This is a genomic window from Streptomyces sp. CBMA29 (assembly GCF_014596445.1).
Taxonomy (GTDB): domain Bacteria; phylum Actinomycetota; class Actinomycetes; order Streptomycetales; family Streptomycetaceae; genus Actinacidiphila.
In genome coordinates, this window is record NZ_MECL01000099.1 from 1 (window position 1) to 26957 (window position 26957).

The 26957-nt window shown below is 71.2% G+C and carries 21 protein-coding genes; 18 read left to right on the plus strand and 3 right to left on the minus strand.

Annotated features, from left to right (window positions below; translation table 11 throughout):
* The 14 genes from BGM09_RS15260 to BGM09_RS15325 form a co-directional block, all read left to right on the plus strand.
* Nucleotides 1–1919, plus strand: a 1919-nt coding sequence (locus BGM09_RS15260) for a peptidoglycan D,D-transpeptidase FtsI family protein (RefSeq protein WP_188282122.1), incomplete at its 5' end; no start/stop codon positions are given.
* Nucleotides 1920–1921: 2 nt separating this feature from the next.
* Entirely contained in the window at nucleotides 1922–3535 is a 1614-nt protein-coding gene (locus BGM09_RS15265; protein WP_188282123.1) for a UDP-N-acetylmuramoyl-L-alanyl-D-glutamate--2,6-diaminopimelate ligase, read from the plus strand.
* A complete protein-coding gene (locus BGM09_RS15270) occupies nucleotides 3532–4992 on the plus strand; it encodes a UDP-N-acetylmuramoyl-tripeptide--D-alanyl-D-alanine ligase (protein ID WP_188282124.1) in 1461 nt (486 codons plus the stop codon). Before BGM09_RS15265 ends, BGM09_RS15270 begins: the two co-directional genes overlap by 4 nt.
* Entirely contained in the window at nucleotides 4989–6053 is a 1065-nt protein-coding gene (gene mraY, locus BGM09_RS15275; RefSeq protein WP_188282125.1) for a phospho-N-acetylmuramoyl-pentapeptide-transferase, read from the plus strand. Before BGM09_RS15270 ends, mraY begins: the two co-directional genes overlap by 4 nt.
* Nucleotides 6050–7528 carry a UDP-N-acetylmuramoyl-L-alanine--D-glutamate ligase gene (murD, locus tag BGM09_RS15280; protein WP_411158309.1) on the plus strand — a complete coding sequence of 493 codons (1479 nt, stop codon included), beginning with the start codon at nucleotides 6050–6052 and terminating at the stop codon, nucleotides 7526–7528. Before mraY ends, murD begins: the two co-directional genes overlap by 4 nt.
* Nucleotides 7461–8909: a putative lipid II flippase FtsW gene (ftsW, locus tag BGM09_RS15285; RefSeq protein WP_411158310.1), complete on the plus strand. Its 1449-nt coding sequence runs from the start codon at nucleotides 7461–7463 to the stop codon at nucleotides 8907–8909. The genes murD and ftsW overlap by 68 nt, the downstream gene beginning before the upstream one ends.
* A 6-nt stretch (nucleotides 8910–8915) precedes the next feature.
* Nucleotides 8916–10007 (plus strand): undecaprenyldiphospho-muramoylpentapeptide beta-N-acetylglucosaminyltransferase, encoded by a 1092-nt coding sequence (gene murG / locus BGM09_RS15290; protein ID WP_188282127.1) that lies wholly within the window; start codon nucleotides 8916–8918, stop codon nucleotides 10005–10007.
* Nucleotides 10008–10127: 120 nt separating this feature from the next.
* Nucleotides 10128–10913: a cell division protein FtsQ/DivIB gene (locus BGM09_RS15295; protein ID WP_317452710.1), complete on the plus strand. Its 786-nt coding sequence runs from the start codon at nucleotides 10128–10130 to the stop codon at nucleotides 10911–10913.
* A 250-nt stretch (nucleotides 10914–11163) separates the two neighbouring features.
* Nucleotides 11164–12384, plus strand: a complete 1221-nt coding sequence (ftsZ, locus tag BGM09_RS15300; protein ID WP_188282128.1) for a cell division protein FtsZ — start codon at nucleotides 11164–11166, stop codon at nucleotides 12382–12384.
* On the plus strand, nucleotides 12381–13142 hold the full coding sequence (gene pgeF / locus BGM09_RS15305; RefSeq protein WP_188282129.1) for a peptidoglycan editing factor PgeF: 762 nt from the start codon (nucleotides 12381–12383) through the stop codon (nucleotides 13140–13142). Before ftsZ ends, pgeF begins: the two co-directional genes overlap by 4 nt.
* Nucleotides 13143–13216: 74 nt before the next feature.
* The gene (locus tag BGM09_RS15310) at nucleotides 13217–13915 is read left to right on the plus strand and encodes a YggS family pyridoxal phosphate-dependent enzyme (protein ID WP_223187016.1); all 699 of its coding nucleotides are present in this window, start codon (nucleotides 13217–13219) and stop codon (nucleotides 13913–13915) included.
* Nucleotides 13916–14008: 93 nt separating this feature from the next.
* Complete coding sequence (locus BGM09_RS15315; protein ID WP_188282131.1) at nucleotides 14009–14647, plus strand: cell division protein SepF; 639 nt, start codon at nucleotides 14009–14011, stop codon at nucleotides 14645–14647.
* Between the two features lie 63 nt (nucleotides 14648–14710).
* The gene (locus tag BGM09_RS15320) at nucleotides 14711–14998 is read left to right on the plus strand and encodes a YggT family protein (RefSeq protein WP_188282132.1); all 288 of its coding nucleotides are present in this window, start codon (nucleotides 14711–14713) and stop codon (nucleotides 14996–14998) included.
* A 46-nt stretch (nucleotides 14999–15044) separates the two neighbouring features.
* A complete protein-coding gene (locus BGM09_RS15325; RefSeq protein WP_188282133.1) occupies nucleotides 15045–16226 on the plus strand; it encodes a DivIVA domain-containing protein in 1182 nt (393 codons plus the stop codon).
* Between the two features lie 224 nt (nucleotides 16227–16450).
* Here BGM09_RS15325 and ileS read toward each other — a convergent pair whose 3' ends face one another.
* Nucleotides 16451–19618, minus strand: a complete 3168-nt coding sequence (gene ileS, locus BGM09_RS15330; RefSeq protein WP_188282134.1) for an isoleucine--tRNA ligase — start codon at nucleotides 19616–19618, stop codon at nucleotides 16451–16453.
* Between the two features lie 583 nt (nucleotides 19619–20201).
* On the opposite strand from ileS, the gene BGM09_RS15335 reads away from it, so the two are divergent.
* From BGM09_RS15335 to BGM09_RS15350, 4 genes are all read left to right on the plus strand, one after another.
* Nucleotides 20202–21056: a TraR/DksA family transcriptional regulator gene (locus BGM09_RS15335; protein WP_188282135.1), complete on the plus strand. Its 855-nt coding sequence runs from the start codon at nucleotides 20202–20204 to the stop codon at nucleotides 21054–21056.
* Nucleotides 21057–21160: 104 nt separating this feature from the next.
* On the plus strand, nucleotides 21161–21832 hold the full coding sequence (gene lspA, locus BGM09_RS15340) for a signal peptidase II (RefSeq protein WP_188282136.1): 672 nt from the start codon (nucleotides 21161–21163) through the stop codon (nucleotides 21830–21832).
* A 118-nt stretch (nucleotides 21833–21950) separates the two neighbouring features.
* On the plus strand, nucleotides 21951–22892 hold the full coding sequence (locus tag BGM09_RS15345) for an RluA family pseudouridine synthase (RefSeq protein WP_188282137.1): 942 nt from the start codon (nucleotides 21951–21953) through the stop codon (nucleotides 22890–22892).
* A gap of 79 nt (nucleotides 22893–22971) precedes the next feature.
* On the plus strand, nucleotides 22972–24561 hold the full coding sequence (locus BGM09_RS15350; protein ID WP_188282138.1) for a Na+/H+ antiporter: 1590 nt from the start codon (nucleotides 22972–22974) through the stop codon (nucleotides 24559–24561).
* 67 nt (nucleotides 24562–24628) lie between these two features.
* On the opposite strand, the gene BGM09_RS15355 is transcribed toward BGM09_RS15350, so the two are convergent.
* Both BGM09_RS15355 and BGM09_RS15360 read right to left on the minus strand, forming a co-directional pair.
* On the minus strand, nucleotides 24629–25735 hold the full coding sequence (locus tag BGM09_RS15355; RefSeq protein ID WP_188282139.1) for a mechanosensitive ion channel family protein: 1107 nt from the start codon (nucleotides 25733–25735) through the stop codon (nucleotides 24629–24631).
* 230 nt (nucleotides 25736–25965) lie between these two features.
* Nucleotides 25966–26766, minus strand: coding sequence for a thioredoxin domain-containing protein (locus BGM09_RS15360; RefSeq protein ID WP_188282140.1), 801 nt, complete (start codon nucleotides 26764–26766; stop codon nucleotides 25966–25968).
* Between the last annotated feature and the right edge of the window lie 191 nt (nucleotides 26767–26957).

The window sequence follows — 26957 nt, forward strand, 5'->3', positions numbered from 1 at the left end:
CCCGCCCGCGCCGCACAGCCCCGCCGCCCCGGGCCCCCCGCGGCCCCCGGCTGGTCCGGCTCGGCCGGCCCAAGCCCCGGCTCCGGCTGGTCGCCGTCGCCCTCACCCTGGTGATGGCCGCCTTCGTGATCCGGCTGCTCCAGGTCCAGGCCGTGGACGCCTCCACCTACGCGGCCAAGGCCGCGGTGAACCGCTGGGTGACCCACGACGTCACCGCCGACCGCGGCACCATCACCGACCGCTCCGGCGTCGACCTCGCCGCGACCGTGGACGCGTACGACATCACCGCCGACCCGTATCTGTTCACCCCGGAACAGACCAAGACCAAGGACGCGCCGCTCCAGGCCGCCGAACTGCTCGCGCCGATCGTCGGCGGCGACCCGGCCGCCATCGCCAAGGCGCTGGCCACCCCCAGGTCCCGCTACCAGGTGATCGCCCGCCAGCAGTCCCCGCAGGTCTGGAACCAGATCAAGGACCTGAAGAAGGCGTTCGCCGCCAAGTACGCCAGGGGACAGGGCGCCAATGTGCTGGCCGGGGTCTTCAGCGAGACCCACACCAAACGCGTCTACCCCGGCGGCGACCTGGCCGCGGGCGTCCTCGGCTTCGTCAACAGCCAGGGCGCGGGCGGCGGCGGCCTCGAATCCATGCTCAACAAGGAACTCGCGGGCAAGAACGGCAAGATCCGCTACGCCCAGTCCGACGGCCGTCAGGTGCCCACCGCGGGCGTCCAGCAGCGGCCCGCCGTGCCCGGCACCGACATCGAACTGACCCTGGACCGGGACATCCAGTGGGCCGCCCAGAGCGCGATCAGCGCCCAGGTGCAGAAGTCCAAGGCCGACCGCGGCTACGTGATCGTCCAGGACTCCAGGACCGGCGAGGTGCTGGCCATGGCCGACGCCCCCGGCTTTGACCCCGGCGACCTCGCCCACGCCGACCCCCGCGCGCTCGGCAACGCGGCGATGCAGGACGCGTACGAGCCCGGCAGCGTCAGCAAGCTGATGTCGATGGCCGCGATCCTCGACACCGGCACCGCCGCCCCCGACACCCGGGTCACCGTCCCCGGCACCCTGCCGCGCGCCGACCGGGTCTTCCACGACGACGTCGACCACGGCACCTGGTACCTGACGCTCAACGGCGTCCTGGCCAAGTCCAGCAACATCGGCACCATCCTGGCCAGCCAGCAGCTCGGCCCGACCCAGCCGCAGGCCAACCGGGTGCTCTACTCGTACCTGAAGAAATTCGGCATCGGCGACCCCACCGGCATCGGCTTCCCCGGCGAGACACCCGGCATCCTCGCCAAGCCGCAGGACTGGAACGCCTCCCAGCAGTTCACCATCCCGTTCGGCCAGGGCCTGTCGGTCAACGCGCTCCAGGCCACCTCGGTCTACTCGACGATCGCCAACGGGGGCGTACGCGTCCAGCCCACGCTGATCCGCGGCACCACAGGACCCGACGGCCGCTACGTCCCCGCCGACCCGGCCAAGAAGACCCGGGTGGTCAGCACGCAGACCGCCAAGACGCTCTCCACGATGCTCGAATCGGTCGTCGGCGACGAACAGGGCACCGGACTCAACGCGCGGATCGCCGGATACCGCGTCGCGGGCAAGACCGGTACGGCCAACCGGGTGGACCCGGAGACCGGCAAGTACAAGGGCTACACCTCGTCGTTCCTGGGCTTCGCGCCCGCCGACAACCCGCGCGTCACGGTCTCCTGCGTGATCCAGAATCCGACCAGGGGCAGCTACTTCGGCGGCTCCATCTGCGGCCCGGTCTTCAAGCAGGTCATGGAATTCGCGCTCAAGACGCTGAAGGTCCCGCCGTCCGGCACCAAGGCCCCCCATCTGCCGGTCGACTTCGATCCGGCCCAGCCCGCGACGCCGCCCGGCACCGCGAAGCCCGGCACGGACAAGGCGCGGTGATCATGAATTTTGGCTCGCACCCCGGCCAGCCCGGTAACCTCACCGCCGTGCCCAAAGCTGATCAGCCCACCCTCACCCAGCCGGGCGCGCCGCGCCCGACGCGTATCCGCCCCAAAACCCTGCACGAACTCGCGGAACTCACCGGCCCTCTCGGTACGCGGGTGCCGGACGGCCCCACCGCGCCGGTCACCGGCATCACGCACGACTCGCGCGCGGTCCGCCCCGGTGACCTGTACGCGGCGCTGCCCGGCGCGCGCTTCCACGGCGCGGACTTCGCCGCGCAGGCCGCCGCCGCCGGAGCCGTCGCCGTACTGACCGACCCGGCGGGCACCGAGCGCGCCGCCGCCACCGGACTGCCCGTCCTGACCGTGGACGACCCGCGGGCCCGGATGGGCGAGCTGGCCGCCGCCGTCTACGACCAGCCGGGCGACGGCCTGCTGCGGGTCGGGATCACCGGCACGTCGGGCAAGACCACCACCGCCTACCTCGTGGAAGGGGGGCTGCGGGCCGCGCGCGACGGCGGCACCGGCCTCATCGGCACCGTCGAGACCCGGATCGGCGACGAGCGGATCAAGAGCGAGCGCACCACACCGGAGGCCACCGACCTCCAGGCGCTCTTCGCCGTCATGCGCGAACGCGGCGTCGAGTCAGTGGTCATGGAGGTCTCCAGCCACGCCCTGGTGCTCGGCCGGGTCGACGGAGCTGTGTTCGATGTAGCCGTCTTCAACAACCTCAGCCCCGAGCACATGGAATTCCACGCGGGCATGGAGGACTACTTCCAGGCCAAGGCGCAGCTGTTCACCCCGCGCCGCAGCCGGCTCGGCGTGGTCAACCTGGACGACGCGTACGGCCGCAGGCTGGTCGGCGAGGCCACCGTGCCGCTGGTCACCTTCTCCGCCGAAGGGCGGCTGGACGCGGACTGGCGGGCCGAGGACGTCGAGGCGGGGCCGCACGGCAGCACCTTCACCGTGCTCGGCCCCAAGGGCGAGCGGGTGGACGCCACCGCGCCGCTGCCAGGCCCCTTCAACGTCGCCAACACCCTGGCCGCGATCACCGCGCTGGCCGCCGCGGGCCTCGACCCGCAGACCGCCGCCGACGGCATCGCCGCCGTCCCCGGCGTCCCCGGCCGCCTGGAGCGGGTCGACGCGGGACAGCCGTATCTGGCGGTCGTGGACTACGCGCACAAGACCGACGCCGTGGAGCTGATGCTGCGCGCGCTGCGCAAGACCACCCGCGGCCGGATCCACGCCGTGCTCGGCTGCGGCGGCGACCGTGACACCACCAAGCGCGGGCCGATGGGCGCGGCGGTCGCCCGGCTCGCCGACACCGCCGTACTGACCTCGGACAACCCGCGGTCGGAGGACCCGCTGGCCATCCTCGCCGCGATGCTGAACGGCGCGTGCGAGGTACCGGAGCGACAGCGCGGGCACGTCATCGTCGAACCCGACAGAGCCGCCGCCGTCGCCGCCGCCGTCGCACGGGCCGAGCCCGGCGACATCGTGGTGGTGGCGGGCAAGGGCCATGAACAGGGCCAGGACATCGCCGGAGAGGTACGCCCCTTCGACGACCGAGAGGTGCTGCGCGCCGCGATCGAGAAGGACCGACAAGCACTGTGATCCCCCTCACCCTCGCCGAGGTCGCACGCGCGGTCGGCGGGAGCACCCACGACATACCGGACACGGATGTACGGGTCACCGGCCCGGTGGTCAGGGACTCCCGCGAGGTGGTCCCCGGCGCGCTCTTCGTGGCCTTCGCCGGAGCCAAGGCCGACGGCCACGACTACGCCGCCGACGTGGTCGCGGCGGGCGCCGTGGCGGTGCTCGCCACCCGGCCGGTCGGCGTACCCGCGATCGTCGTGGACGACGTACAGACCGCGCTCGGCGCCCTCGCCAAGCACGTCATCGAGCGGCTGGGCGCCACCGTGGTGGCGCTGACCGGCTCCGCGGGCAAGACCAGCACCAAGGACCTCATCGCGCAGCTCCTGGAGCGGCACGCGCCCACCGTGTGGACGCCGGGCTCGCTCAACAACGAGATCGGGCTGCCGCTGACCGCGCTGAGCGCCGACGAGCACACCCGGCACCTGGTGCTGGAGATGGGCGCCCGCGGTATCGGCCACATCAGCTACCTGACCGGGCTGACCCCGCCGCGGATCGGCCTGGTGCTCAACGTCGGAACCGCGCACATCGGCGAGTTCGGCGGCCGGGAGCAGATCGCCCAGGCCAAGGGCGAACTGGTCGAGGCGCTGCCCGCGGCGGCCGAGGGCGGCATCGCCGTACTCAACGCCGACGACCCGCTGGTACGCGCCATGGCCTCCCGTACCAAGGCGCGCGTCGTGTACTTCGGCGAGTCGGCCAGGTCGGTGGACGGCGTGGACGTCGAGGTGACCGCCGAGAATGTCCGGCTCAACGACCGGGGTCAGGCCGTCTTCACGCTGCGAACACCCACCGGGTGCGCCGACGTGACCTTGCGCCTGTACGGTGAGCACCACGTGTCGAACGCGCTCGCCGCGACCGCCGTAGCCCGTGAACTGGGCATGCCCGTCAACGAGATCGCCACCGCGCTCTCCGAGGCCGGCACGCTCTCGCACTGGCGCATGGAGGTCACCGAGCGGCCCGACGGCGTGACGGTCGTCAACGACGCCTACAACGCGAACCCCGAATCCATGAGGGCTGCCCTGCGCACACTCGCAGCGATGGGCAGATCCACACAGGCGCGCGGGGGGCGTACGTGGGCGGTGCTCGGACAGATGGCCGAACTCGGCGGGGAAGCACTCGTCGAGCACGACGCGGTGGGGCGGCTGGCCGTCCGGCTCAACGTCAGCAAGCTCGTGGCCGTGGGCGGTACCGAAGCCGCCTGGCTGCAAATGGGCGCCTATAACGAGGGTTCGTGGGGTGAGGAGTCGGTGCACGTGTCCGACGCGGAGGCGGCGATCGACCTGTTGCGCAACGAAGTGCGCCCGGGGGACGTCGTACTGGTGAAGGCATCGAGGTCGGTCGGCCTGGAGTCCGTCGCCCTGGCGCTGCTCGAAGCCGACGGCTTCGACGGCTCGGCCCGTGAGGGTGCCGCCCTGTGAAGCAGATTCTCGTCTCCGGCGTCCTGGGGCTCTTCCTGTCGCTGGTCGGCACACCGCTGTTGATCCGCCTGCTGGCCCGCAAGGGCTACGGACAGATGATCCGGGACGACGGTCCGAAGGCGCACCACAGCAAGCGCGGCACGCCCACCATGGGCGGTATCGCGTTCATCCTGGCCACGCTGATCGCCTACGCGGCGACCAAGCTGATCACCGGTGACAAGCCGACCATGTCCGGCGTGCTGGTGCTCTTCCTCTTCGCCGGTATGGGCCTGGTCGGCTTCCTCGACGACTACATCAAGATCGTCAAGCAGCGCAGCCTCGGCCTGCGCGCCAAGGCGAAGATGTCCGGTCAGCTCATCGTCGGCATCGCCTTCGCGGCGCTCGCGCTGAACTTCAAGGACTCCCGCGGCCAGACCCCGGCCTCCACCAAGCTGTCGTTCACCACCGACTTCGGGTGGTCCATCGGCCCGGTGATCTTCGTGGTCTGGGCGCTGTTCATGATCCTGGCGATGTCCAACGGCGTGAACCTCACCGACGGCCTCGACGGCCTGGCCACCGGCGCCTCCACCATGGTCTTCGCCGCCTACACCGTCATCGGCGTGTGGCAGTACGGCCAGTGGTGCGGCGCCCCGGTCAGCGCCAACGGCGCGTGTTACGAGGTCCGCGACCCACTCGATCTCGCGGTGGTCGCGGCGGCCCTGATGGGAGCCTGCTTCGGCTTCCTGTGGTGGAACACCTCACCGGCCAAGATCTTCATGGGTGACACCGGTTCGCTGGCCCTGGGCGGCGCGCTCGCGGGCCTGGCGATCTGCTCCCGCACCGAGATGCTGCTGGCCATCCTCGGCGGCCTCTTCGTCCTGATCACGATGTCCGTGATCATCCAGGTCGGCTCCTTCCGGCTCACCGGCAAGCGGGTCTTCCGGATGGCGCCACTCCAGCACCACTTCGAACTCAAGGGGTGGAGCGAAGTCCTGGTCGTGGTCAGATTCTGGATCATCCAGGGCATGTGCATGGCCGTCGGACTCGGCATCTTCTACGCGGGCTGGGTGGCCGCGTCGTGACGGGCGAACCCTCCGGTGAGGGCTTGGCGAACCCCGACTTCACGGACCTGCGCGTCACCGTCGCCGGGCTCGGCGTCTCCGGCGTGCCCGCCGCGAAGGCGCTGCACGCCCTCGGCGCCCGCGTCACCGTCGTCAACGGCGTCGCGGGCGAGCAGCAGCGGGCCGAGGCGGCCGAACTGGAGGCGCTCGGCATCACCGTGCGCCTCGGTGACGGCGCGACGCTGCCCGAGGGCACCGAACTCGTCGTCACCGCCCCCGGCTGGAAGCCGGGCAGCCCGCTGTTCACGGCCGCCGCCAGGGCGGGCGTGCGGATCTGGGGCGACGTCGAACTGGCCTGGCGACTGAGGGAGCTCCAGCCGGGGAAACCAGCGGCCCCCTGGCTCGCGGTCACCGGCACCAACGGCAAGACCACCACCACCCGCATGCTCGCCGCGATCCTCACCGCGGCGGGCCTGCGCACCGCGGCCGTCGGCAACATCGGCGTCTCCCTGCTGGACGCGGTCCTCGGCGACGAGCCGTACGACGTCCTCGCCGTCGAACTCTCCAGCTACCAGCTCCACTGGGCGCCCAGTATCCGCCCGCACTCCGCCGCCGTGCTCAACCTGGCGCCCGACCACCTCGACTGGCACGGCTCGATGGCGGCGTACACCGCCGACAAGGGCCGGATCTACCAGGGCAACCAGGTCGCCTGCGTCTACAACCGCGCCGACCCGGAGACCGAGCGGCTGGTCCGCGAGGCCGACGTCGAGGAGGGCTGCCGGGCGATCGGCTTCACCCTCGACGCGCCCAGGCCCTCCGACTTCGGCCTGGTCGACGGCATCCTGGTCGACCGCGCCTTCGTGGACGACCGGGTCAACAGCGCACAGGAGCTGGCCGAGACCGCCGACGTCAACCCGCCGGCCCCGCACAACATCGCCAACGCGCTGGCCGCCGCCGCCCTCGCCCGCGCCTACGGCGTCGAACCCGCCGCCGTACGGGAGGGCCTGCGGGCCTTCCGCCCGGACGCGCACCGCATCGCCGAGGTCGCGACCCGCGACGGCATCACCTGGGTCGACGACTCCAAGGCCACCAACACCCACGCGGCCGAGGCGTCGCTTGCCGCGTACCCGTCGATCGTCTGGCTCGCCGGCGGCCTCGCCAAGGGCGCGGTCTTCGACGACCTGGTCCTCAAGTCCGCTGACCGGCTGCGGGCCGCCGTCCTGATCGGCGCCGACCGCGCCCTGATCCGTGAAGCGCTCGCGCGACACGCCCCCCAGGTCCCGGTGGTCGAGCTGGGCCGGACCGACACTGGGGCGATGGCCGCCGCCGTCGCCGTGGCACGCGACCGGGCCCAGCCCGGCGACACCGTTCTGCTGGCACCGGCCTGTGCGTCGATGGACATGTTCGCCAATTACAACCAGCGCGGCGATATGTTCGCGGAAGCCGTCCGGCGCCTCGGCGCCGACGACAGCGACGAGTCCACGGACACGCCCTAGCCGCAGGTGTCGTGCGGCGCCCTCGCTCCGATGGAGGTCCCATGACGGCCATTGCGTCCCCCCGCCGCCCCGCGCATCGCCCCCGCGGGGGGCGGGTATGAGCACGTACCCGGCCCGGCAGCGGGGCAGCGCGCTCCGGGGCGCCGCCCGGCTCCCCGAGCGGGTACGCACCGCCTGGGACCGCCCGCTGACGGCGTATTACGTCATCCTCGGCGCCGCCCTGCTGATCACCGTGCTCGGCCTGGTGATGGTGTACTCCGCCTCGATGATCCAGGCGCTGCGCTACGGCCTGCCGTCCACGTACTACTTCCGCAAGCAGCTCCTCGCGGTCGCCCTCGGCTCCGTCCTGCTCTACGCCGCCGCCCGGATGCCGGTCGGACTGCACCGCGCGCTCGCGTACCCGCTGCTGCTCGGCGCCGTCTTCCTGATGTGCCTGGTCCAGGTCCCCGGAATAGGGCAGACGGTCAACGGCAACACCAACTGGATCCCCATCGGCGGCCCGTTCCAGCTCCAGCCCAGCGAATTCGGCAAACTGGCCCTGGTGATGTGGGGCGCCGACCTGCTCGCCCGCAAGGGCGACAAGAATCTGCTGACCCAGTGGAAGCACCTGCTGGTGCCGCTCGTGCCGGTGACCTTCCTGCTGCTCGGACTGATCATGCTCGGCGGCGACATGGGCACCACGATGATCCTCACCGCGATCCTCTTCGGCATGCTCTGGCTCGCGGGCGCCCCCACCAGGCTCTTCGCGGGCGTGCTGTCCGGCGCGGCGGCGCTGGCGGCCCTGGCCGTCATCACCAGCCCCAACCGGATGGGCCGACTGCACTGCATCGCCGCCACCGACCCCGGCGCCAACGACCAGTGCTGGCAGGCCGTGCACGGGATCTACGCCCTCGCCTCCGGCGGCTGGTTCGGGTCGGGACTCGGGGCGAGTGTGGAAAAATGGGGTGAACTCCCGGAGCCGCACACCGACTTCATCTTCGCCGTAACCGGGGAGGAACTGGGTCTGGCGGGGACGCTGTCGGTACTCGCCCTCTTCGCGGCACTAGGCTACGCGGGTATCCGCTTGGCCGGTCGTACGGAGGACCCCTTCGTCAGGTTCGCAGCGGGTGGCGTGACCACCTGGATCACGGCCCAGGCCGTGATCAACATCGGTGCGGTGCTCGGCCTGCTGCCGATCGCCGGAGTCCCGCTCCCGCTGTTCTCCTACGGAGGTTCAGCCATCCTGCCGACCATGTTCGCGATCGGGCTGCTCATCTCCTTCGCGAGGAACGAGCCCGGAGCGCGAGCGGCCCTGGCCATGCGGGGGCGTAGTGCTTTCAGCGGGGCAATGACACGGACGATGCGGCGGTACGTCACCAGGCGGCCGTCCGGAGAGCGGTGAATTTCGGTGCATGTCGTACTCGCCGGTGGGGGGACCGCCGGCCACATCGAGCCTGCGCTCGCGCTCGCCGATGCCCTGCGCAGGCAGGACCCGACCGTGGGCATCACGGCCCTCGGCACCGAGAAGGGCCTGGAGACCAGGCTGGTGCCGGAACGCGGTTATGAACTGGCGCTCATCCCGGCCGTCCCGCTGCCGCGCCGCCCCACCCCGGAACTGATCACCGTCCCCGGACGGCTGCGCGGCACCATCAAGGCCGCCGAGCAGATCCTGGAACGCACCAAGGCGGACTGCGTGGTCGGCTTCGGCGGCTACGTGGCGCTGCCCGGCTACCTGGCCGCCAAGCGGCTCGGCGTGCCGATCGTCGTGCACGAGGCGAACGCGCGGCCGGGCCTGGCCAACAAGATCGGGTCGCGGTACGCGCACGCGGTCGCCGTCTCCACCCCCGACAGCAAGCTGCGCGACGCCCGTTACATCGGCATCCCGCTGCGCCGCACCATCGCCACCCTCGACCGGGCCGCCGCCCGCCCCGAGGCCCGGCACACGTTCGGCCTCGACCAGAACCTGCCCACCCTGCTGGTCTCCGGCGGCTCCCAGGGCGCCCGGCGGCTCAACGAGGTGATCGCCACCGTCGCGCCGCGCCTCCAGCAGTCCGGCGTGCAGATCCTGCACGCGGTCGGCCCCAAGAACGAACTCCCGCGGTCCGACAACATGCCCGGCATGCCGCCGTACCGCCCGGTGCCCTACGTCGACCGGATGGATCTCGCCTACGCCGCCGCCGACATGATGCTCTGCCGGGCCGGTGCCATGACCGTCGCCGAACTGTCCGCGGTCGGACTGCCCGCCGCCTACGTCCCGCTGCCCATCGGCAACGGCGAACAGCGGCTCAACGCGCAGCCGCTGGTGAAGGCCGGCGGCGGCCTGCTGGTCGACGACGCCGAACTCACCCCCGACTGGGTGCTGGGACACGTGCTGCCCGTTCTGACGGACCCGCACCGCCTGTACGACATGTCGCGCGCGGCAGCCGAGTTCGGCCGCCGCGACGCGGACGACCTGCTGGTCGCCATGGTGTACGAGGCGGTGGCCGCGGGCCGCCGCTGACGGTGGCCGCCGCGCCGAGGGCGTGTCCCGCGGCGCGGCGGACCGGGCCTGGCACGATAGGGCCCGCGGGGCGCGGACGCGCTCCGCGTCCGTCGACGCGGGGAGGCCGGGGTGACCGGGGTGACCGGGACGCGAGCGAAGCCGGTCGGCACCGACCGGGACGGGGCGGTGCCCGGTACCGGACGGCGCCCCCGCCTGACCCTCCCCAGCCGCCGGGCGGCGATCATCACACTGGTCGTCCTCACCGTCCTCGTCGCGGGCGGCTCCTGGGCCGTCTACGGCTCCTCCTGGTTCCGCGCCACGCGCGTGACCGTCACGGGCAACGACGTGCTGACGCCGCAGCAGATCGAGCGCGCCGCGGGCGTACCGCTGGGCGGCGCGCTGGTCTCGGTGGACACCGGCGCGGTCCGCAGGCGGCTGCTCGCCGCGCTGCCGCGGATCGACCATGTGGACGTGGAACGGTCGTGGCCGCACACGGTCCGGGTGAAAGTGACCGAACGAACGGCCTCCGCCGTACTGAAAAGCGGCGACAAGTTCACCGAAGTGGACCCGGGCGGTGTGCGATTCGCGACCGTCGACACCGCGCCGCGCGGCGTACCGCTCGTGCAATTGACGCCGGATCAGTCGCCGAGCCTTCGGCATTTCGGAACAAAGAGCCTGCTGCGGGCCGCCATTGCGGTCGCCGCCGATCTTCCGCAATCGCTGCACGGCCAGGCGACCGCGATCCGGGTCCGTTCCTACGACAACATCACCGTCGAACTCTCGCGCGGACGCAGCGTGATGTGGGGGAGCGCGGAACAGGGCGCGCGGAAGGCCGCGGTGCTCAACGCGCTCCTGAAGGTCCGGCCACACGCCTCCCACTACGACGTGAGCGCCCCCAGCGCCCCTGCGGCGTCAGGGAGTTGACGCCCCTTATGGCATTATTCGACCCCTGGCCCCACAGCCGGTGACGTGATCACATAGGGTCAAAAGAAAAACGGTAGGTTCGGCGTGTTCGTTGAACCACTACCGCTTGTCGACTTAGTGTCTCGTCCCAAGGAACACATGGGACATGCATACTGGTAACCCTAAACCTCACGGTGAGGGTTCGGAACGGCACCGGCGAGCGTACCGACCGTCCCACAAGATACGTAACTCGAGGCGAGAGGCCTTCGACGTGGCAGCACCGCAGAACTACCTCGCAGTCATCAAGGTCGTCGGCATCGGCGGCGGTGGCGTCAACGCCATCAACCGGATGATCGAGGTCGGTCTCAAGGGCGTCGAGTTCATCGCGATCAACACCGATGCGCAGGCCCTCCTGATGAGCGACGCCGACGTCAAGCTCGACGTCGGCCGTGAACTGACCCGGGGCCTCGGCGCCGGGGCCAACCCCGACGTGGGCCGCAAGGCCGCCGAGGACCACCGCGAGGAGATCGAAGAGGTGCTCAAGGGCGCCGACATGGTCTTCGTCACCGCGGGTGAGGGCGGCGGCACCGGCACCGGCGGCGCACCCGTCGTCGCCAACATCGCCCGCTCGCTGGGCGCTCTGACCATCGGGGTCGTCACCCGTCCCTTCACCTTCGAGGGCCGTCGCCGCGCCAACCAGGCGGAGGACGGTATCGCGGGGCTGCGGGAGAACGTCGACACCCTGATCGTCATCCCCAACGACCGGCTGCTGTCCATCTCGGACCGCCAGGTCAGCGTGCTCGACGCCTTCCGCTCGGCCGACCAGGTCCTGCTCTCCGGCGTGCAGGGCATCACCGACCTGATCACCACCCCCGGCCTGATCAACCTCGACTTCGCCGACGTGAAGTCCGTGATGTCCGAGGCGGGTTCGGCCCTCATGGGCATCGGCTCGGCGCGCGGTGACGACCGTGCGGTCGCCGCCGCCGAGATGGCGATCTCCTCGCCGCTGCTCGAAGCCTCGATCGACGGCGCCCGCGGGGTGCTGCTCTCCATCTCCGGCGGCTCCGACCTCGGTCTGTTCGAGATCAACGAGGCGGCCCAACTCGTCAGCGAGGCGGCCCACCCCGAGGCCAACATCATCTTCGGCGCGGTCATCGACGACGCGCTCGGGGACGAGGTGCGGGTCACCGTGATCGCCGCCGGGTTCGACGGCGGCCAGCCGCCCACCAAGAGCAGCGCCAAGGCGCTCGACGGGTACCGCGACACGACCCCCGCCGCCGGCGCCCGGATCGCCAGCCAGCCCGAACCCGCCCGCCCGGCGACCTCGTACACCGGCCTCGGCAGTGTCCCGGTCGCCTCGTCGGACCGCGACAGCGACAACGAGCCCGCCGCGGAGGCGCCGACTCCGGTCCCGCCCCCGCACGTGCCGCCGGCCCGTCCCTACCAAGACACCGCGGCCGAAGAGCTCGACGTACCCGACTTCTTGAAGTGATAGGGCACCGCCAGACAGCGAGCGGCGCGCACTTCGCCTTCACCGACCGGTGGGGCGGGGTGAGCGCCGTTCCGCACGACAGCCTCAACCTCGGCGGCGCTGTGGGGGACGACCCCGCCGCCGTACGCGCCAACCGCGAGCGCGCCGCGGCCGGTCTCGGCCGCGACCCCGACCGGGTGGTGTGGATGCACCAGGTGCACGGCCGCGAGGTCGCCGTCGTGGACGCCCCGTGGGGCGACCGGCCGGTCCCGGCCGTCGACGCGCTCGTCACCACCCGCGCCGACCTCACGCTCGCCGTACTCACCGCCGACTGCGTACCCGTACTGCTCGCCGACCCGGTGGCCGGTGTCGTGGCCGCCGCGCACGCGGGACGGCCGGGACTGGTCGCGGGCGTGGTGCCCGCCGCCGTCGAGGCGATGACGGCCCGGGGCGCGGAACCCGCGCGGATCACGGCGCTGCTCGGACCCGCCGTCTGCGGAAAGTGCTATGAAGTGCCCGCCGCGATGCGGGACGAGGTCGCCCGCGCCGTGCCGGAGGCGTACGCCGAGACGAGCTGGGGCACTCCGGCGGTCGACGTGGCTTCGGGGGTGCGCGCACAGCTCGCGCGCGCCGGAGTGAACCTCGGGCCGAGCGCCGGATCATCCGACGGGCCGGGCGCGGGTGTGTGCACCCTGGAGTCCGCCGATCACTTCTCCTACCGCCGCGACGGTGTCACCGGTCGCCTGGCGGGCTATGTGTGGCTGGACGGCGCCGCGTGACCGGGCATCAGACCGACACCGACCCCGATCCCGAGGGCGATCCCGAGGGCGAGGACGGCGCCAGGCGCGCGGAACTGGCCGCGAATCTGGACCGTGTCGAGAAGCGGATCACCGCCGCCTGCGAGGCGGCCGGGCGGGACCGCGAGGACGTGACCCTGATCGTGGTCACCAAGACCTACCCGGCAAGCGACGTCCGGCTGCTGGCCGGCCTCGGCGTCCGGCATGTGGCGGAGAACCGCGACCAGGACGCCGCGCCCAAGGCGGCGGCCTGCGCCGATCTTCCGCTTACCTGGCATTTTGTGGGGCAGTTGCAGACCAACAAGGCTCGTTCAGTGGTCCGTTACTCTGATCATGTGCACTCGGTCGACCGGCTCCGGCTGGCCGGCGCGCTGTCGACCGCTGCGACCGCCGCGGGAAAACAGCTCGGGTGCCTCGTCCAGGTCGCCCTGGACGCGGAGTCGGGCACTCAGGGAGAGCGCGGCGGGGTGGCACCCGACGCGGTCGCCGCGCTCGCCGACGCGGTCGCGGCGGCACCGGGGCTGCGTCTCGACGGCCTGATGACCGTCGCGCCGCTGGCCGGGGCATACGCGGGCCAACCCCGTGCCGCCTTTGACCGGTTGACGGAAATCTCATCCCGCCTGCGCGAGACCCATCCGGCTGCGAACATGGTCTCGGCAGGGATGAGCCAGGACCTCGACGAAGCCGTTGCGGCCGGAGCGACACATGTACGCGTCGGTACGGCGGTACTCGGAGTCCGTCCCGGGCTCGGGTAACGTCACCAACAAGTCGGACCACAGCATAAATATGGTGTGGCGGCCGTCCGAGCGGCGGCCGAGGACCGCAACCCCGCTGAGAGGACGCAGAGCATGGCCGGCGCGATGCGCAAGATGGCGGTCTACCTCGGCCTTGTGGAGGACGACGGATACGACGGGCCGGGATTTGACCCCGACGACGAGTTCGAGCCCGAGATGGCCGCTCCGCCCGCGGCACGGGCCAGCGCCGACCCCGAGCGTGCCCCTCGCCGTCAGCAGCAGGTCAGCCAGCACGTACCGCAGCACGTACCACAGAGCCAGCACCAGTCGTCGCAGGACGAACCGGCGCGTCTCGTACACGCCCCGGCGCCCCGTGAACCGCGGATCGCCCCCGTGGCGTCCATCACACCCGAACGTCACAGCCTGGAGAAGAACGCACCGGTGATCATGCCCAAGGTCGTGTCAGAGCGAGAGCCGTACCGGATCACGACACTGCACCCCCGGACCTACAACGAAGCCCGTACCATCGGGGAACACTTCCGCGAGGGAACGCCGGTGATCATGAATCTGACGGAGATGGACGACACGGACGCGAAGCGTCTTGTCGACTTCGCCGCCGGCCTGGTCTTCGGTCTTCACGGAAGCATCGAGCGGGTGACGCAGAAGGTGTTCCTCCTGTCGCCTGCTAACGTCGATGTCACGGCGGAGGACAAAGCCCGGATCGCCGAGGGCGGGTTCTTCAACCAGAGCTGAACGAGACGCAACCGCAGGGACCCGGCCACCGGGCCGAGGACGAGCAGGGGAGAGGGAAGCGCGATGAGTGTCGCACTCCAGGTGCTGTACATCGCGCTGTACTGCTTCCTGTTTGTGCTGATCTTCCGATTGGTGATGGATTACGTCTTCCAGTTCGCCCGTTCATGGCACCCTGGGAAGGCGATGGTGGTGCTCCTGGAGGGCACCTACACTGTCACCGATCCGCCACTCAAGCTCTTGCGGCGGTTCATCCCGCCGCTACGTCTCGGGGGCGTGGCGCTCGACCTGTCCTTCTTCGTATTGATGATCATCGTGTACATCCTGATCTCCGTCGTGGGGAACTTGATGTGAACGGTGCGGGCTCCCGATATGTCGACGATCACGTTGAGGTGAAGAGATGCCGCTGACCCCCGAGGACGTTCGGAACAAGCAGTTCACGACCGTCCGCCTCCGAGAGGGCTATGACGAGGATGAGGTCGACGCCTTCCTCGACGAGGTGGAGGCGGAGCTGACTCGATTGCTCCGCGAAAACGAGGACTTGCGCGCCAAACTGGCCGCGGCCACCCGTGCCGCCGCCCAGAACCAGCAACAGGGCATGCGCAAGCCCGAACAGCAGGACCGGCCGGTGCCCGCTGCCATATCCGGTCCGCAGCCGGTGCCGCAGCAGCAGATGGGCCCGCCGCAGCAGCAGGGCGGCATGCCGCAGTTGCCGCCCGGTCCCAGCGCCCAGCAGCAGCACGGGCCCGGCCCGATGCAGCAGCAGATGGGGCACCCCATGCAGCAGCAGGGGCCTGGTCCGATGGGCCAGCACCCGATGCAGCAGCAGGGACCCGGCCCGATGGGCCAGCACCCCATGCAGCAGCAACAACAGCAGCAGCACCACCCGATGCAGCAGCAGGGACCCGGTGGCGACAGCGCCGCCCGCGTGCTCTCGCTCGCGCAGCAGACGGCGGACCAGGCCATCGCGGAAGCGCGTTCCGAGGCCAACAAGATCGTCGGCGAGGCCCGCAGCCGCGCCGAGGGCCTGGAGCGGGACGCCCGCGCCAAGGCGGACGCTCTGGAGCGGGACGCCCAGGAGAAGCACCGCGTCGCGATGGGCTCCCTGGAGTCCGCCCGCGCCACGTTGGAGCGCAAGGTCGAGGACCTGCGCGGCTTCGAGCGCGAGTACCGCACGCGGCTGAAGTCCTACCTGGAGTCCCAGCTCCGTCAGCTCGAGAACCAGGCTGACGACTCGCTGGCTCCGCCGCGGACCACCCCCTCGGCTCCCTCCCTCCCGGCCGCGTCCACCATGGGCGGCTCGATGGGCGGATCCATGGGCGGGTCGATGGGCAACGGCGGTATGGGCAACGGCATGGCACCGGCCGGCGCGGGCGCCGGTATGGGACACGCGGGCTCCGCGCCGTCCTACGGCGGCCAGGGCATGGGCGGTCACACCCCCGGCCCGACGTACGGCGGCCAGCAGCAGATGTCTCCCGCCATGACCCAGCCGATGGCACCGGTACGGCCGCAGGCGCCGCAGCCGATGCAGCAGGCGCCGACGCCGATGCGCGGTTTCCTGATCGACGAGGACGACAACTGACCTAGCGGTCGGCTGGACCCGCACCACACAGGGCCGGGCCCCCGGGGAATCCTTTTCCCACGGGGGCCCGGCCCTGTTGTGCGTCCACTTCGCGTGGAGCGGTACGCGCCCCCCCAGGACGCGGGGGGGGGTAACCGCGCGAGCAACCCGCCACCGGCCGGTGGTCCGAGGACAACCGGCCACGTCCCGGCTGGTCGCGCAGTTCCTCGCGCCCCTGAGGGGGCTTAGCTCTTGCGCAGGTGGAAGGTCAGGTTCAGGGACTCGTCCGTGAACGCCGGGCCGAAGGTGGGGTCGGTCGGCTCTTCGGTGAAGCTGTCCGCCAGGACCTCGTCGGAGATGAGGGAGGCGTGGGCGGACAGGGCCGTCGACACGTCGGACTCGGCCGTGGCGTAGCGGACGTGGATCCGGTCGGCCACGTCGAAGCCGGAGGTCTTGCGGGCCTCCTGGATCAGACGGATGGCGTCGCGGGCGAGCCCGGCCAGGCGGAGTTCGGGAGTGATCTCCAGGTCGAGCGCGACCGTGGCACCGGAGTCGGAGGCGACCGACCACCCCTCGCGCGGGGTCTCGGTGATGATGACCTCTTCCGGAGCGAGCGCGACCTCCTCGTCGTCCACGACCACCGAGGCCGTACCGCCGTCGCGCAGCGCCGCCGACAGGGCCGCCGCGTCGGCGGCGGCGACCGCGGCCGCCACGGCCTGGACGCCCTTGCCGAAACGCTTGCCCAGCGCGCGGAAGTTGGCCTTGGCCGTGGTGTCGACCAGCGACCCGCCGACCTCGGACAGCGACGCCAGGGAGCTGACGTTCAACTCCTCGGTGATCTGCGCCCGCAGCTCGGCCGAGAGCCCCTCGAAGCCCGCGGCGCCGACCAGCGCGCGCGACAGCGGCTGACGCGTCTTGACGCCGGACTCCGCGCGTGTGGCACGGCCCAGTTCGACCAGCCGCCGTACGAGCAGCATCCGCTCCGACAGGGCCGGGTCGACGTGCCGCTCGTCCACGACGGGCCAGGACGAGAGGTGGACGGAGTCGGGCGCGCCGGGGACCACTGGCACCACCAGGTCCTGCCAGACCCGTTCGGTGATGAACGGCACCAGCGGGGCCATCAGCCGCGTCACCGTCTCCACCACGTCGTGCAGGGTGCGCAGCGCGGCCGGGTCGCCCTGCCAGAAGCGGCGCCGCGAACGGCGCACGTACCAGTTCGACAGGTCGTCCACGAAGGCGGACAGCAGCTTGCCCGCGCGCTGGGTGTCGTACGACTCCAGCGCGTCGGTGACCTCGCGCACCAGCACGTTCCGCTCCCCGACCAGCCAGCGGTCGAGCAGCGGGCGGTCCTCGACGGCCGGGTCGGCCGCCGAGGGAGCCCAGCCGGACGTACGGGCGTACAGCGCCTGGAAGGCGACCGTGTTCCAGTAGGTGAGCAGCGTCTTGCGGACGACCTCCTGGATCGTGCCGTGGCCGACCCGGCGGGCCGCCCACGGCGATCCGCCGGCCGCCATGAACCAGCGCACCGCGTCGGCGCCGTGCTGGTCCATGAGCGGGATCGGCTGGAGGATGTTGCCCAGGTGCTTGGACATCTTGCGGCCGTCCTCGGCGAGGATGTGGCCCATGCAGACCACGTTCTCGTAGGAGGACCTGTCGAAGACGAGCGTGCCGATGGCCATCAGCGTGTAGAACCAGCCGCGGGTCTGGTCGATCGCCTCCGCGATGAACTGCGCCGGGTAGGTGCGCTCGAAGATCTCCTTGTTGTGGAACGGGTAGCCCCACTGCGCGAACGGCATCGAACCCGAGTCGTACCAGGCGTCGATCACCTCGGGGACGCGGGTCGCGGTGCCGCCGCAGGACGGGCAGCCGAAGGTGATCCCGTCGACGTACGGGCGGTGCGGATCGAGCCCGGACTGGTCGGTGCCGGTCAGCTCGCCGAGTTCGGCCAGCGAGCCGACACAGGTCAGATGGCCGTCATCGCAGCGCCAGATCGGCAGCGGCGTACCCCAGTAGCGGTTACGGGACAGCGCCCAGTCGACGTTGTTCTTCAGCCAGTCGCCGAAGCGGCCGTGCTTGATCGAGTCCGGGTGCCAGTTGGTCTTCTCGTTCTCCCGCAGCAGGGCGTCCTTGACCGCGGTGGTCCTGATGTACCAGGACGGCTGCGCGTAGTAGAGCAGCGCGGTGTGGCAGCGCCAGCAGTGCGGGTAGCTGTGCTCGTACGGCAGGTGCCGGAAGAGCCGCCCGGACGCCTGGAGTTCGGCGACCAGCGCCTCGTCGGCCTTCTTGAAGAAGACCCCGCCGACCAGCGGTACGTCCGGCTCGAAGGTGCCGTCGCGGCGCACCGGGTTGACCACCGGAAGGCCGTACGCGCGGCAGGTCTTGAGGTCGTCCTCACCGAAGGCGGGGGACTGGTGGACCAGACCCGTGCCGTCCTCGGTGGTGACGTACTCGGCGTTCAGCACGTAGTGCGCGTCCGGGATCTCGACGAAGTCGAACGGCCGCTGATACGTCCAGCGTTCCATCTCGCGGCCGATGAAGGACTGCCCGGTCGCCGTCCAGCCCTCACCCAGCGCCTTGCCGAGCAGGGGCTCGGCGACGACCAGCTTCTCGGCGCCGTCGGTGGCGACGACGTACGTCACGTCGGGGTGCGCGGCGACGGCGGTGTTGGAGACCAGCGTCCAGGGTGTGGTCGTCCACACCAGCAGCGCGGCCTCGCCCGCCAGCGGGCCGCCGGTCAGCGGGAAGCGGACGAAGACCGACGGGTCGACGATCGTCTCGTAGCCCTGCGCCAGTTCGTGGTCGGACAGGCCGGTCTGGTCGCGCGGGCACCAGGGCGCCACCCGGTAGTCCTGGACCAGCAGGCCCTTGTCGAAGATCTGCTTAAGTGACCACCACACGGACTGGACGTACTCCGGGTCCATCGTGCGGTAGGCGTTGTCGAGATCGACCCAGTAACCCATACGCGTGGTCAGCTCGGCGAAGGCGCCGGTGTGCCGGGTCACCGACTCGCGGCACCTCGCGTTGAACTCCGCGACGCCGTAGTCCTCGATGTCCTGCTTGGTGGTGAAGCCCAGTTCCTTCTCCACCGCCAGCTCGACCGGCAGGCCGTGGCAGTCCCAGCCGGCCTTGCGGGTCACGTGGTGGCCCTGCATGGTCTTGAAGCGCGGGAAGAGGTCCTTGAAGACGCGGGCCTCGATGTGGTGGGCGCCGGGCATGCCGTTGGCGGTCGGCGGGCCCTCGTAGAAGACCCAGTCGGGCAGGCCGCGGGTCTGCTCGACGGAGCGGGCGAAGGTCTTCCGCTCGCTCCAGAGGTCGAGCACCTCGTGTTCGAGGGCGGGCAGGTCGACCTGGGCGGGCACCGGCCGGTACTGCGGCGGCTGCGGCTGTCCCTGCGCGGTCTGGTGGTCGCTCATCGGTGGTTTCCTCCGGCGGACACTGGTGCGTACTCCGTCGAAGGGACGAGAGCGAGCGCTCCCGCGGTACCACCCTCCTTGGCGGTGGAGGCGCCCCGCGTGCGGGGACACCCACCGCCCCCTCATTGGGGCAGCGACGCCGGTTCTACTGGCCCGGGGGCCTTGAGGGGCCTCCCGCGGGCTTTCTTCCGGCGGCTCCGGGGTGATCTTCGCACCGCGCACACCCCCGGGCTTCCACCGTCCCCGGGTCGCTCATGGCTGCGTGCGGCGCTACTCGTCCCATCCACGCCTTTCGCTGCGCTCAGTGTACGGCGCTGGGAGCGGCCCGGCCGAACGGTTCGCCGGGGCCGCCCACTGACCCGAATGGCCTGCTCCGCGCGCCCCGACGGCGACTGTCACGGATCGTTACCGCCAGGTACCGGAATACCTGGCGGTGAGCTGGGCACAACGGATGCAGACCTGCCCGCCCTCCGGGGCGGACCGGTCGGCCAGGCAGCGCGCCCCGTTGCCGCGGGTCCGGAGCCGATTTACCGTTTCCGGCACGATTCGCGAACAAGATCACGGATGTGAAGGGGTCGCGGCCATGGTCGTGAAGAAAACGGGACGGCCTGCGGCCGGCTCTGACCATCCCGGTGTGACCGGGGCGTCCGTGGCGCCTGCCCGCGGGCCCGCGGCGGCCAGGAAGCCCGTGCGTACGGTCACGGTCGCCATCGATGCGGAGGAGGGCGACGCGGCCGAGGAGGCACCGCGGAAGAAGGCGGCAGCCAAGAAGGCCCCGGCGAAGAAGGCCCCGGCGAAGAAGGCGGCCAAGAAGGCGCCGGCGAAGAAGACGGCGAAGAAGGCAGCGGCGAAGAAGACGGCAGCCAAGGGGACGGCTCCGGCGAAGAAGACGGCCGCGAAGAAGGCGGCGGCCGAAAAGGCGGCGACGGGCCGTACGGCGAAGAAGACGGGAGCCGGCAAGGTGGCAGCGAAGAAGACCGCGGCGGGTACGGCCGCGACCACGGGGGCCGCGTCCGCGGTGCCCGCCGCCCGCACCGCGGGCCCCGGCGGCCTGGCCGTCCTCCCCGGCGAGGACCCGTGGACGCCGCAGGAGGTCGATGAGGCCCGCGCCGAGCTGCTGGGCGAGGTCGAGCGGCTCACGGAGGGCATCAGCTCCTCGGAGGCGGCCGTGGCGGGCCTGCTGCGCGATTCGGGCGACGGAGCGGGTGACGACGAGGCCGACACCGGCACCAAGAACATCACCCGCGAGTACGAGATGGCGCTGGCCGCCAACACCCGCGAGATGCTGGCGCAGACCAGGCACGCCCTGGAACGCCTGGACGAGGGCACGTACGGCCTCTGCGAGTCCTGCGGCAATCCGATCGGCAAGGCCCGCATGCAGGCGTTCCCGCGGGCCACGCTGTGCCTGGACTGCAAGCAGAAGCAGGAGCGCCGCTGAGGGCTCCGCTCGCGGACGGCCCCGGTCGTACGGGTGTGCCGTACCCTCGTCATCAGTCAGGATTCGGCCTGGCGGGCACGGAGCACAAAGGCTGAGGGACTCACGTGACGGAAGCGGAGCGCACCATCACCACGCCGGAGGAGACGCCGGACGCGACGCCTGACGGCGGCCAGGACGGCGTCGAGCCGGGCGCCGTCGAGCCGTCGGGGCAGGCCGCTGCGGCGGCGGACGGGACGGAGCGGGCGGCGGAGGGCGACGAGCCCGCCGGGCCGCAGGCCGTCTCGCGGCGGCGGCGCCGGATCGTCACCCTGATCGGGGTGGCGGCGCTGGCGTACCTCCTCGACCTGCTCTCCAAGATCTGGGTGGTCACCAGCCTGGAGAACCACGAGCCGGTCAATGTCCTCGGCCACTACCTGCGGCTGGACGCGATCCGGAACGCGGGGGCGGCCTTCGGCATGGGGCAGGGCATGACGATCGTCTTCACGGTGATCGCGGCCGGTGTCATCGTCGTGATCGCCCGGCTCTCCCGCCGCTTGCACAGCCTGCCGTGGGCCGTCGCGCTCGGCCTGCTCCTCGGCGGCGCCTTCGGCAACCTCACCGACCGCGTCTTCCGCGCCCCCGGTGGCTTCCAGGGCCGGGTGGTGGACTTCATCGCGCCCGAGCACTTCGCCGTCTTCAACCTCGCCGACTCCGCCATCTGCTGCGGCGGCGCCCTGATCGTCCTGCTCTCCTTCCGCGGCATCGACCCGGACGGCACCGTCCACCGCGAGGACTGACTCTCCTCGGGACGCCCAGCCCCGGTGCGCGGCCCCCGAAGCAGGGCATGCGGTCCCTCGCCTTCGCGGCGTCCGGTACTGGTACGGGCGGGGGCGGCGGGTCCGGCATACTCGTGTGGTGAGTACCGTTCCGGAAATCCGTTCCCTGCCCGTGCCCGACGGCCTCGAGGGCGAGCGTGTCGACGCCGCCATCGCCCGGATGTTCGGCTTCTCGCGGACGAAGGCCGCGGAGCTGGCGGCGGCGGGCAAGGTGTCGATCGACGGGTCGGCCGCGGGGAAGTCCGAGCGGGTGCACGGCGGGGCGTGGCTCGAGGTCGAGATGCCCGAGGCCGCCGCCCCGGTGCGGATCGTCGCGGAGCCGGTCGCGGGCATGGAGATCGTCCATGACGACGAGGACATCGTCGTCGTCCTCAAGCCGGTCGGCGTCGCCGCCCACCCGAGCCCCGGCTGGACCGGCACCACCGTGATCGGCGGCCTCGCCGCCGCCGGATACCGGATCTCCACCTCGGGCGCCGCCGAGCGCCAGGGCATCGTGCACCGGCTCGACGTCGGCACCTCGGGCCTGATGGTGGTCGCCAAGTCCGAGCGGGCGTACACACTGCTCAAGGCGCAGTTCAGGGACCGTGTCGTGGACAAGCGCTACCACGCTCTGGTGCAGGGCCACCCGGACCCGATGAGCGGCACGATCGACGCGCCGATCGGCCGTCACCCGAACCACGACTACAAGTGGGCGGTCGTCGCCGACGGCAAGGCGTCCGTGACGCACTACGACCTCATCGAGGCGTTCCGCTCCGCCAGCCTGCTGGACATCAAGCTGGAGACCGGCCGCACCCACCAGATCCGGGTGCACATGTCCGCGCACCGCCACCCCTGCGTCGGCGACCTCACCTACGGCGCCGACCCGACGCTCGCCAAGCGTCTGGGCCTGACCCGGCAGTGGCTGCACGCCAAGCGGTTGGGCTTCGAGCACCCCTCGGACGGGAGCTGGGTGGAGTTCAGCAGCGAGTACCCGGACGACCTCCGGCAGGCGCTCGACGTGATCCGCGCCGACAGCGAGTAGCCGTATCGGGGCCGGTGAATCGGCTCGGTAGGGCGGTCGCGGGTCCGGCGGTGCCGAGCCGGTGTGGCATCGTGACGCCGTGGATCAGCTCGCTCTCTTCTTCTTCCTCATGCTCGCGGCCATCGTCATGGTGCCGCTCAGCGACCGGATCGGGCTGCCCTCGCCGGTCCTGATGACGCTGCTCGGCGGGGTCCTCGCGCTGCTCCCGCAGGTGCCCAACGTCCAGATCGACCCCGATCTGATCCTGCCGCTGGTACTGCCCCCGCTGCTCTACGCGTCCGTACAGCGCACCTCCTGGCGGCAGTTCGCCGCGAACCGGCGGGCGATCTTCCTGCTCGCGGTCGCGCTGGTCTTCGTCACCACGGCCGCGGTGGCGGCGGTCGCCGACGCGGTCGTGCCGGAGATCACGCTGGCCGGGGCCTTCGCGCTCGGCGCGCTCGTGGCGCCGCCCGACCCGGTGGCCGCCACGGCCGTCGCGGGCAGCCTCGGACTGCCCCGGCGCATGATCTCCATCCTGGAGGGCGAGGGGCTGTTCAACGACGTCACCGCCATCGTGCTGTACCACGTGGCCGTCGCGGCGGCGCTGTCCGGCAACTTCTCCGCACCCCACGCGGCCCTGGAACTCGTGCTGTCCGCCGTGGTCGCGATCCTGGTCGGCCTGGTGCTCGGCTGGGGCGCCAACAAGCTGATGGGCGTGGTCGGCGACCCCACCTTGCAGATCGGCCTGTCACTGCTGGTGCCCTTCGCCTCCTACGCGCTGGCCGAGGAGTTCGGCGGCTCCGGCGTCCTGGCCGTGCTCACCACCGCGCTGTTCCTGGCCGAATACGCCTTCGAGGCCGACGACGTGACGGCCCGTCTGGCGGGCAACACCTTCTGGGAGATCGTCGACACCCTCGTCACCGGCATCGCCTTCGGCCTGATCGGCCTCGAACTGCACAATGTGTTCCGGGTCGGCGCGGGCAACTGGGGCCCGATGGTGCGGCACGCCGCCATAGTGGTCGCGGTGGTCATCGGCGTACGGCTGCTGTATCTGCTGCCCGCGACCTGGGCGGCGCGCAAGATGCACAAGCTGCGCGACCTGGACGAGGACATCCCGATGAGCTGGCGCGAGAGCGTCATCATGTGGTGGTCGGGGATGCGCGGGGTGGCGTCCGTCGCGCTGGCCCTGGCCATCCCGCTGACCACCGACAGCGGCGACGGCTTCCCGGCCCGCGCGGAGATCTTGTTCATCGCCTTCGCGGTGGTGCTCAGCACCCTGGTGCTCCAGGGGCTGACGCTGCCGTGGCTGGTGAAACGGCTCGGGGTGCGCAGCGACATCGACGCCGAGCACGACCTGGAGAAGATGCTCGCGCTGCGGGCCATGACGGCCGCCAAGGCGCGGCTGCGCGACATCGAGTCGGTCGAGCCGCTGAGCGACGACCTGTCGGAGCTGCTGCACCGCCGCGCCTTCGACCTCGGCGCGCGGATCTGCCCGGACATCGTGGACGACGAGCGGCGCGAGAGCCACGCCAAGCGCGTCAAGCGGCTCAAGTCGGTCCGCCGCATCCAGGACGAGATGATGTCCGCCGCCCGGCACGAGGTGCTGTCGGCGCGCAGCGAGGCGGGGTACGACCCGGAGGTCGTCGACCGGGTGCTGCGCCAGCTCGACCTGCGCTCGATGCGCGGCTGACAGGTGAGAGCCTCTCACTGCCGTAACGCCCTTCAGCGCAAGGGCCCCTCGGAAGCGTAAGAGCCTCTTACCTGGCGCCAGGACCCGGGCCCAGGTCGCCCGAGTCCGGCGCCGGGGACGCCTCCCGGCCCGGGTCCTGCTCCTGGCCCGGCGCGGGCGCGGTGGAGAGCCGGGGCAGCGCGTAGGGGTGCTCGCAGCGCAGCCAGTCGATCAGCTGCTCGCGGACGATGCAGCGCAGATTGAAGATGTCGTCGGCGTCCTTCGCGGTGGCCAGCGCCCTGACCTGGATCGTGGTCGGGGTGGAGTCGATCACGACGAGCCCCCACGCCCTGCGGTCCCACTCCGCGCAGCTCTCCAGGATCTCCAGCAGCCGCTTGCGCATCAGCGCCACCGGCGCCGAGTGGTCCAGGTGCAGCAGCACGGTGCCGGTCATTCGCGGGTCGCCGCGCGACCAGTTCTCGAAGGGATTGCTGGTGAAGTACGACACCGGCATCGTGATCCGCCGCTCGTCCCAGGTGCGCACGCTCAGGAAGGTGAGCGTGATCTCCTCGACCACACCCCACTGGCTCTCCACGACCACCGTGTCGCCGATCCGCACCATGTCGCCGAAGGCGATCTGGAGCCCGGCGAAGAGATTGGCGAGCGTGGACTGCGCGGCCACACCCGCGACGATGCCGATGATGCCCGCGGAGGCCAGCACCGACGCCCCGACCGTACGCATCGCGGGGAAGGTGAAGAGCATCGACGCGACGACGATCACCGTCACGATCGCGGTGAACACCCGCTGGATCAGCGTCAGCTGGGTGCGCAGGCGGCGGATCTTCGGCACGTCGTGGGTGACCGCGACATAGCGCGCGTAGGACGAGTCGATGACCGCGGCGGCGACCCGTACCACCAGCCAGCCGGACGCGGCGATCAGCACCAGGACGAGGGTCTGGCCGATGGCCTCGGCGTGGTCGTCCGCCAGATGGGCGGACCGGTATCCGCCCCGGAGTATCGCGGTGCAGATCACCACCTGGAGGGGTATGCCGCAGCGGCGCAGCAGATGCCACAGCGGGGTCTCCGGATGACGGCCGTCCACCTTGCGCAGGGAGCGGTCCACGACCCACCCCGCGACCAGCGAGACCCCCACGGCCACGCAGACCACGACAACCGGGCGCAGCGCGCTGTCCATCACTCACCTTTCCTTCGCCCGGGTTCCCGGCCTCATGCGATGGTCGCGTACCCACGCCCGTCAGGGGCAGCTCTGTGACGAGGTTCGCGTCCTCCGCAGGAGATCCGGAGCGCTGGTGAGGCCCACCGAGATGCGCGATGCCAGGGGGACCGGGGGAGCCGCGGTCCCGTCCTGCGCTTACGGCCCGCCGCGGCTTTGCGGCTCTCCGCGGCGGGCGGCAAACGTACCGGCTACTTCTTCAACTGGGCGGCGAAGGTGGCCGCCACCTGGTCCGCGGTCTGCCCGATCACCTGCACCTGCTTGCCGTTGACCAGCACGTACGGAGTGCCCTTGCTGGACGCCGGGTCATTGTTGTACGCGTCGCGCACGGTCAGGGCCCACTTGTCGAACGTGCCCTTCTTCACCGCGTCGGAGAACTTGGTGTTGCCCTTGAGGGCGGGGACCTGCTGGGCGAGCGAGATCAGCTTGTCGCTGCTGCTGAACGCGTCGTTGGTCTCGTCCGGGTGGACGGCCTTGGAGTAGAGCAGCTTGTGGTACTCCTCGAATGCCTCCGTGGAGACGTTCACCGCCGCGCCTATCGCGCTGAGCGCCTTCTTGGAGCCGGTGCCGCCGTTGTTGTCGATGAACGCGGCGAACGAGTAGTTGATCTGGTACTTCCCGTCCTTGGCGCCCTGGAGCACCGCATCGCCGGCCGTCTGCTCGTAGGCCGCGCAGACCGGGCAGCGCAGGTCCTCGTACTCGTGCACGACGTTCTTGTTGGTCTTGTCGCCGACGACGATGATGGTGCCGTTCTTGCCCGAGGTGTTCGCGGGCGCGACCAGCTTCTGCTTGGCGGCGTTCACCCAGTAGCCGGGCTTGTTGGCCTGGTTCACAGCCACGGCTATGCCGGCCGCGGCGCCGAGCACCACGACGACGCCGACGGCCACCGTGACCTGGCGGCGGATCTTCGCGCGCTTGGCCTCCTTCTCGCGCTGCTCGCGCAGCCGCTCCCGCGCGGCGGCCTTGGCGGTCTTGCTGTTCCTGCTGCTCATGGTGAATTCTCCGAGGTGAAACGGGTGAAAAGGGCGGAAGGGAACGCTCGGTGGTGCCGGGTCAGGCGGCGAGGACGGGCGGACCCCGGCGCACCAGGGAGTGCAGCAGCAGGGGGAGCGCGGGCAGGAGCCGCGTCCGGCGGGCCGCGGGCCGCGCGGGGCGGCGCTCGGGCAGCCGGGCCGCCAGCGCG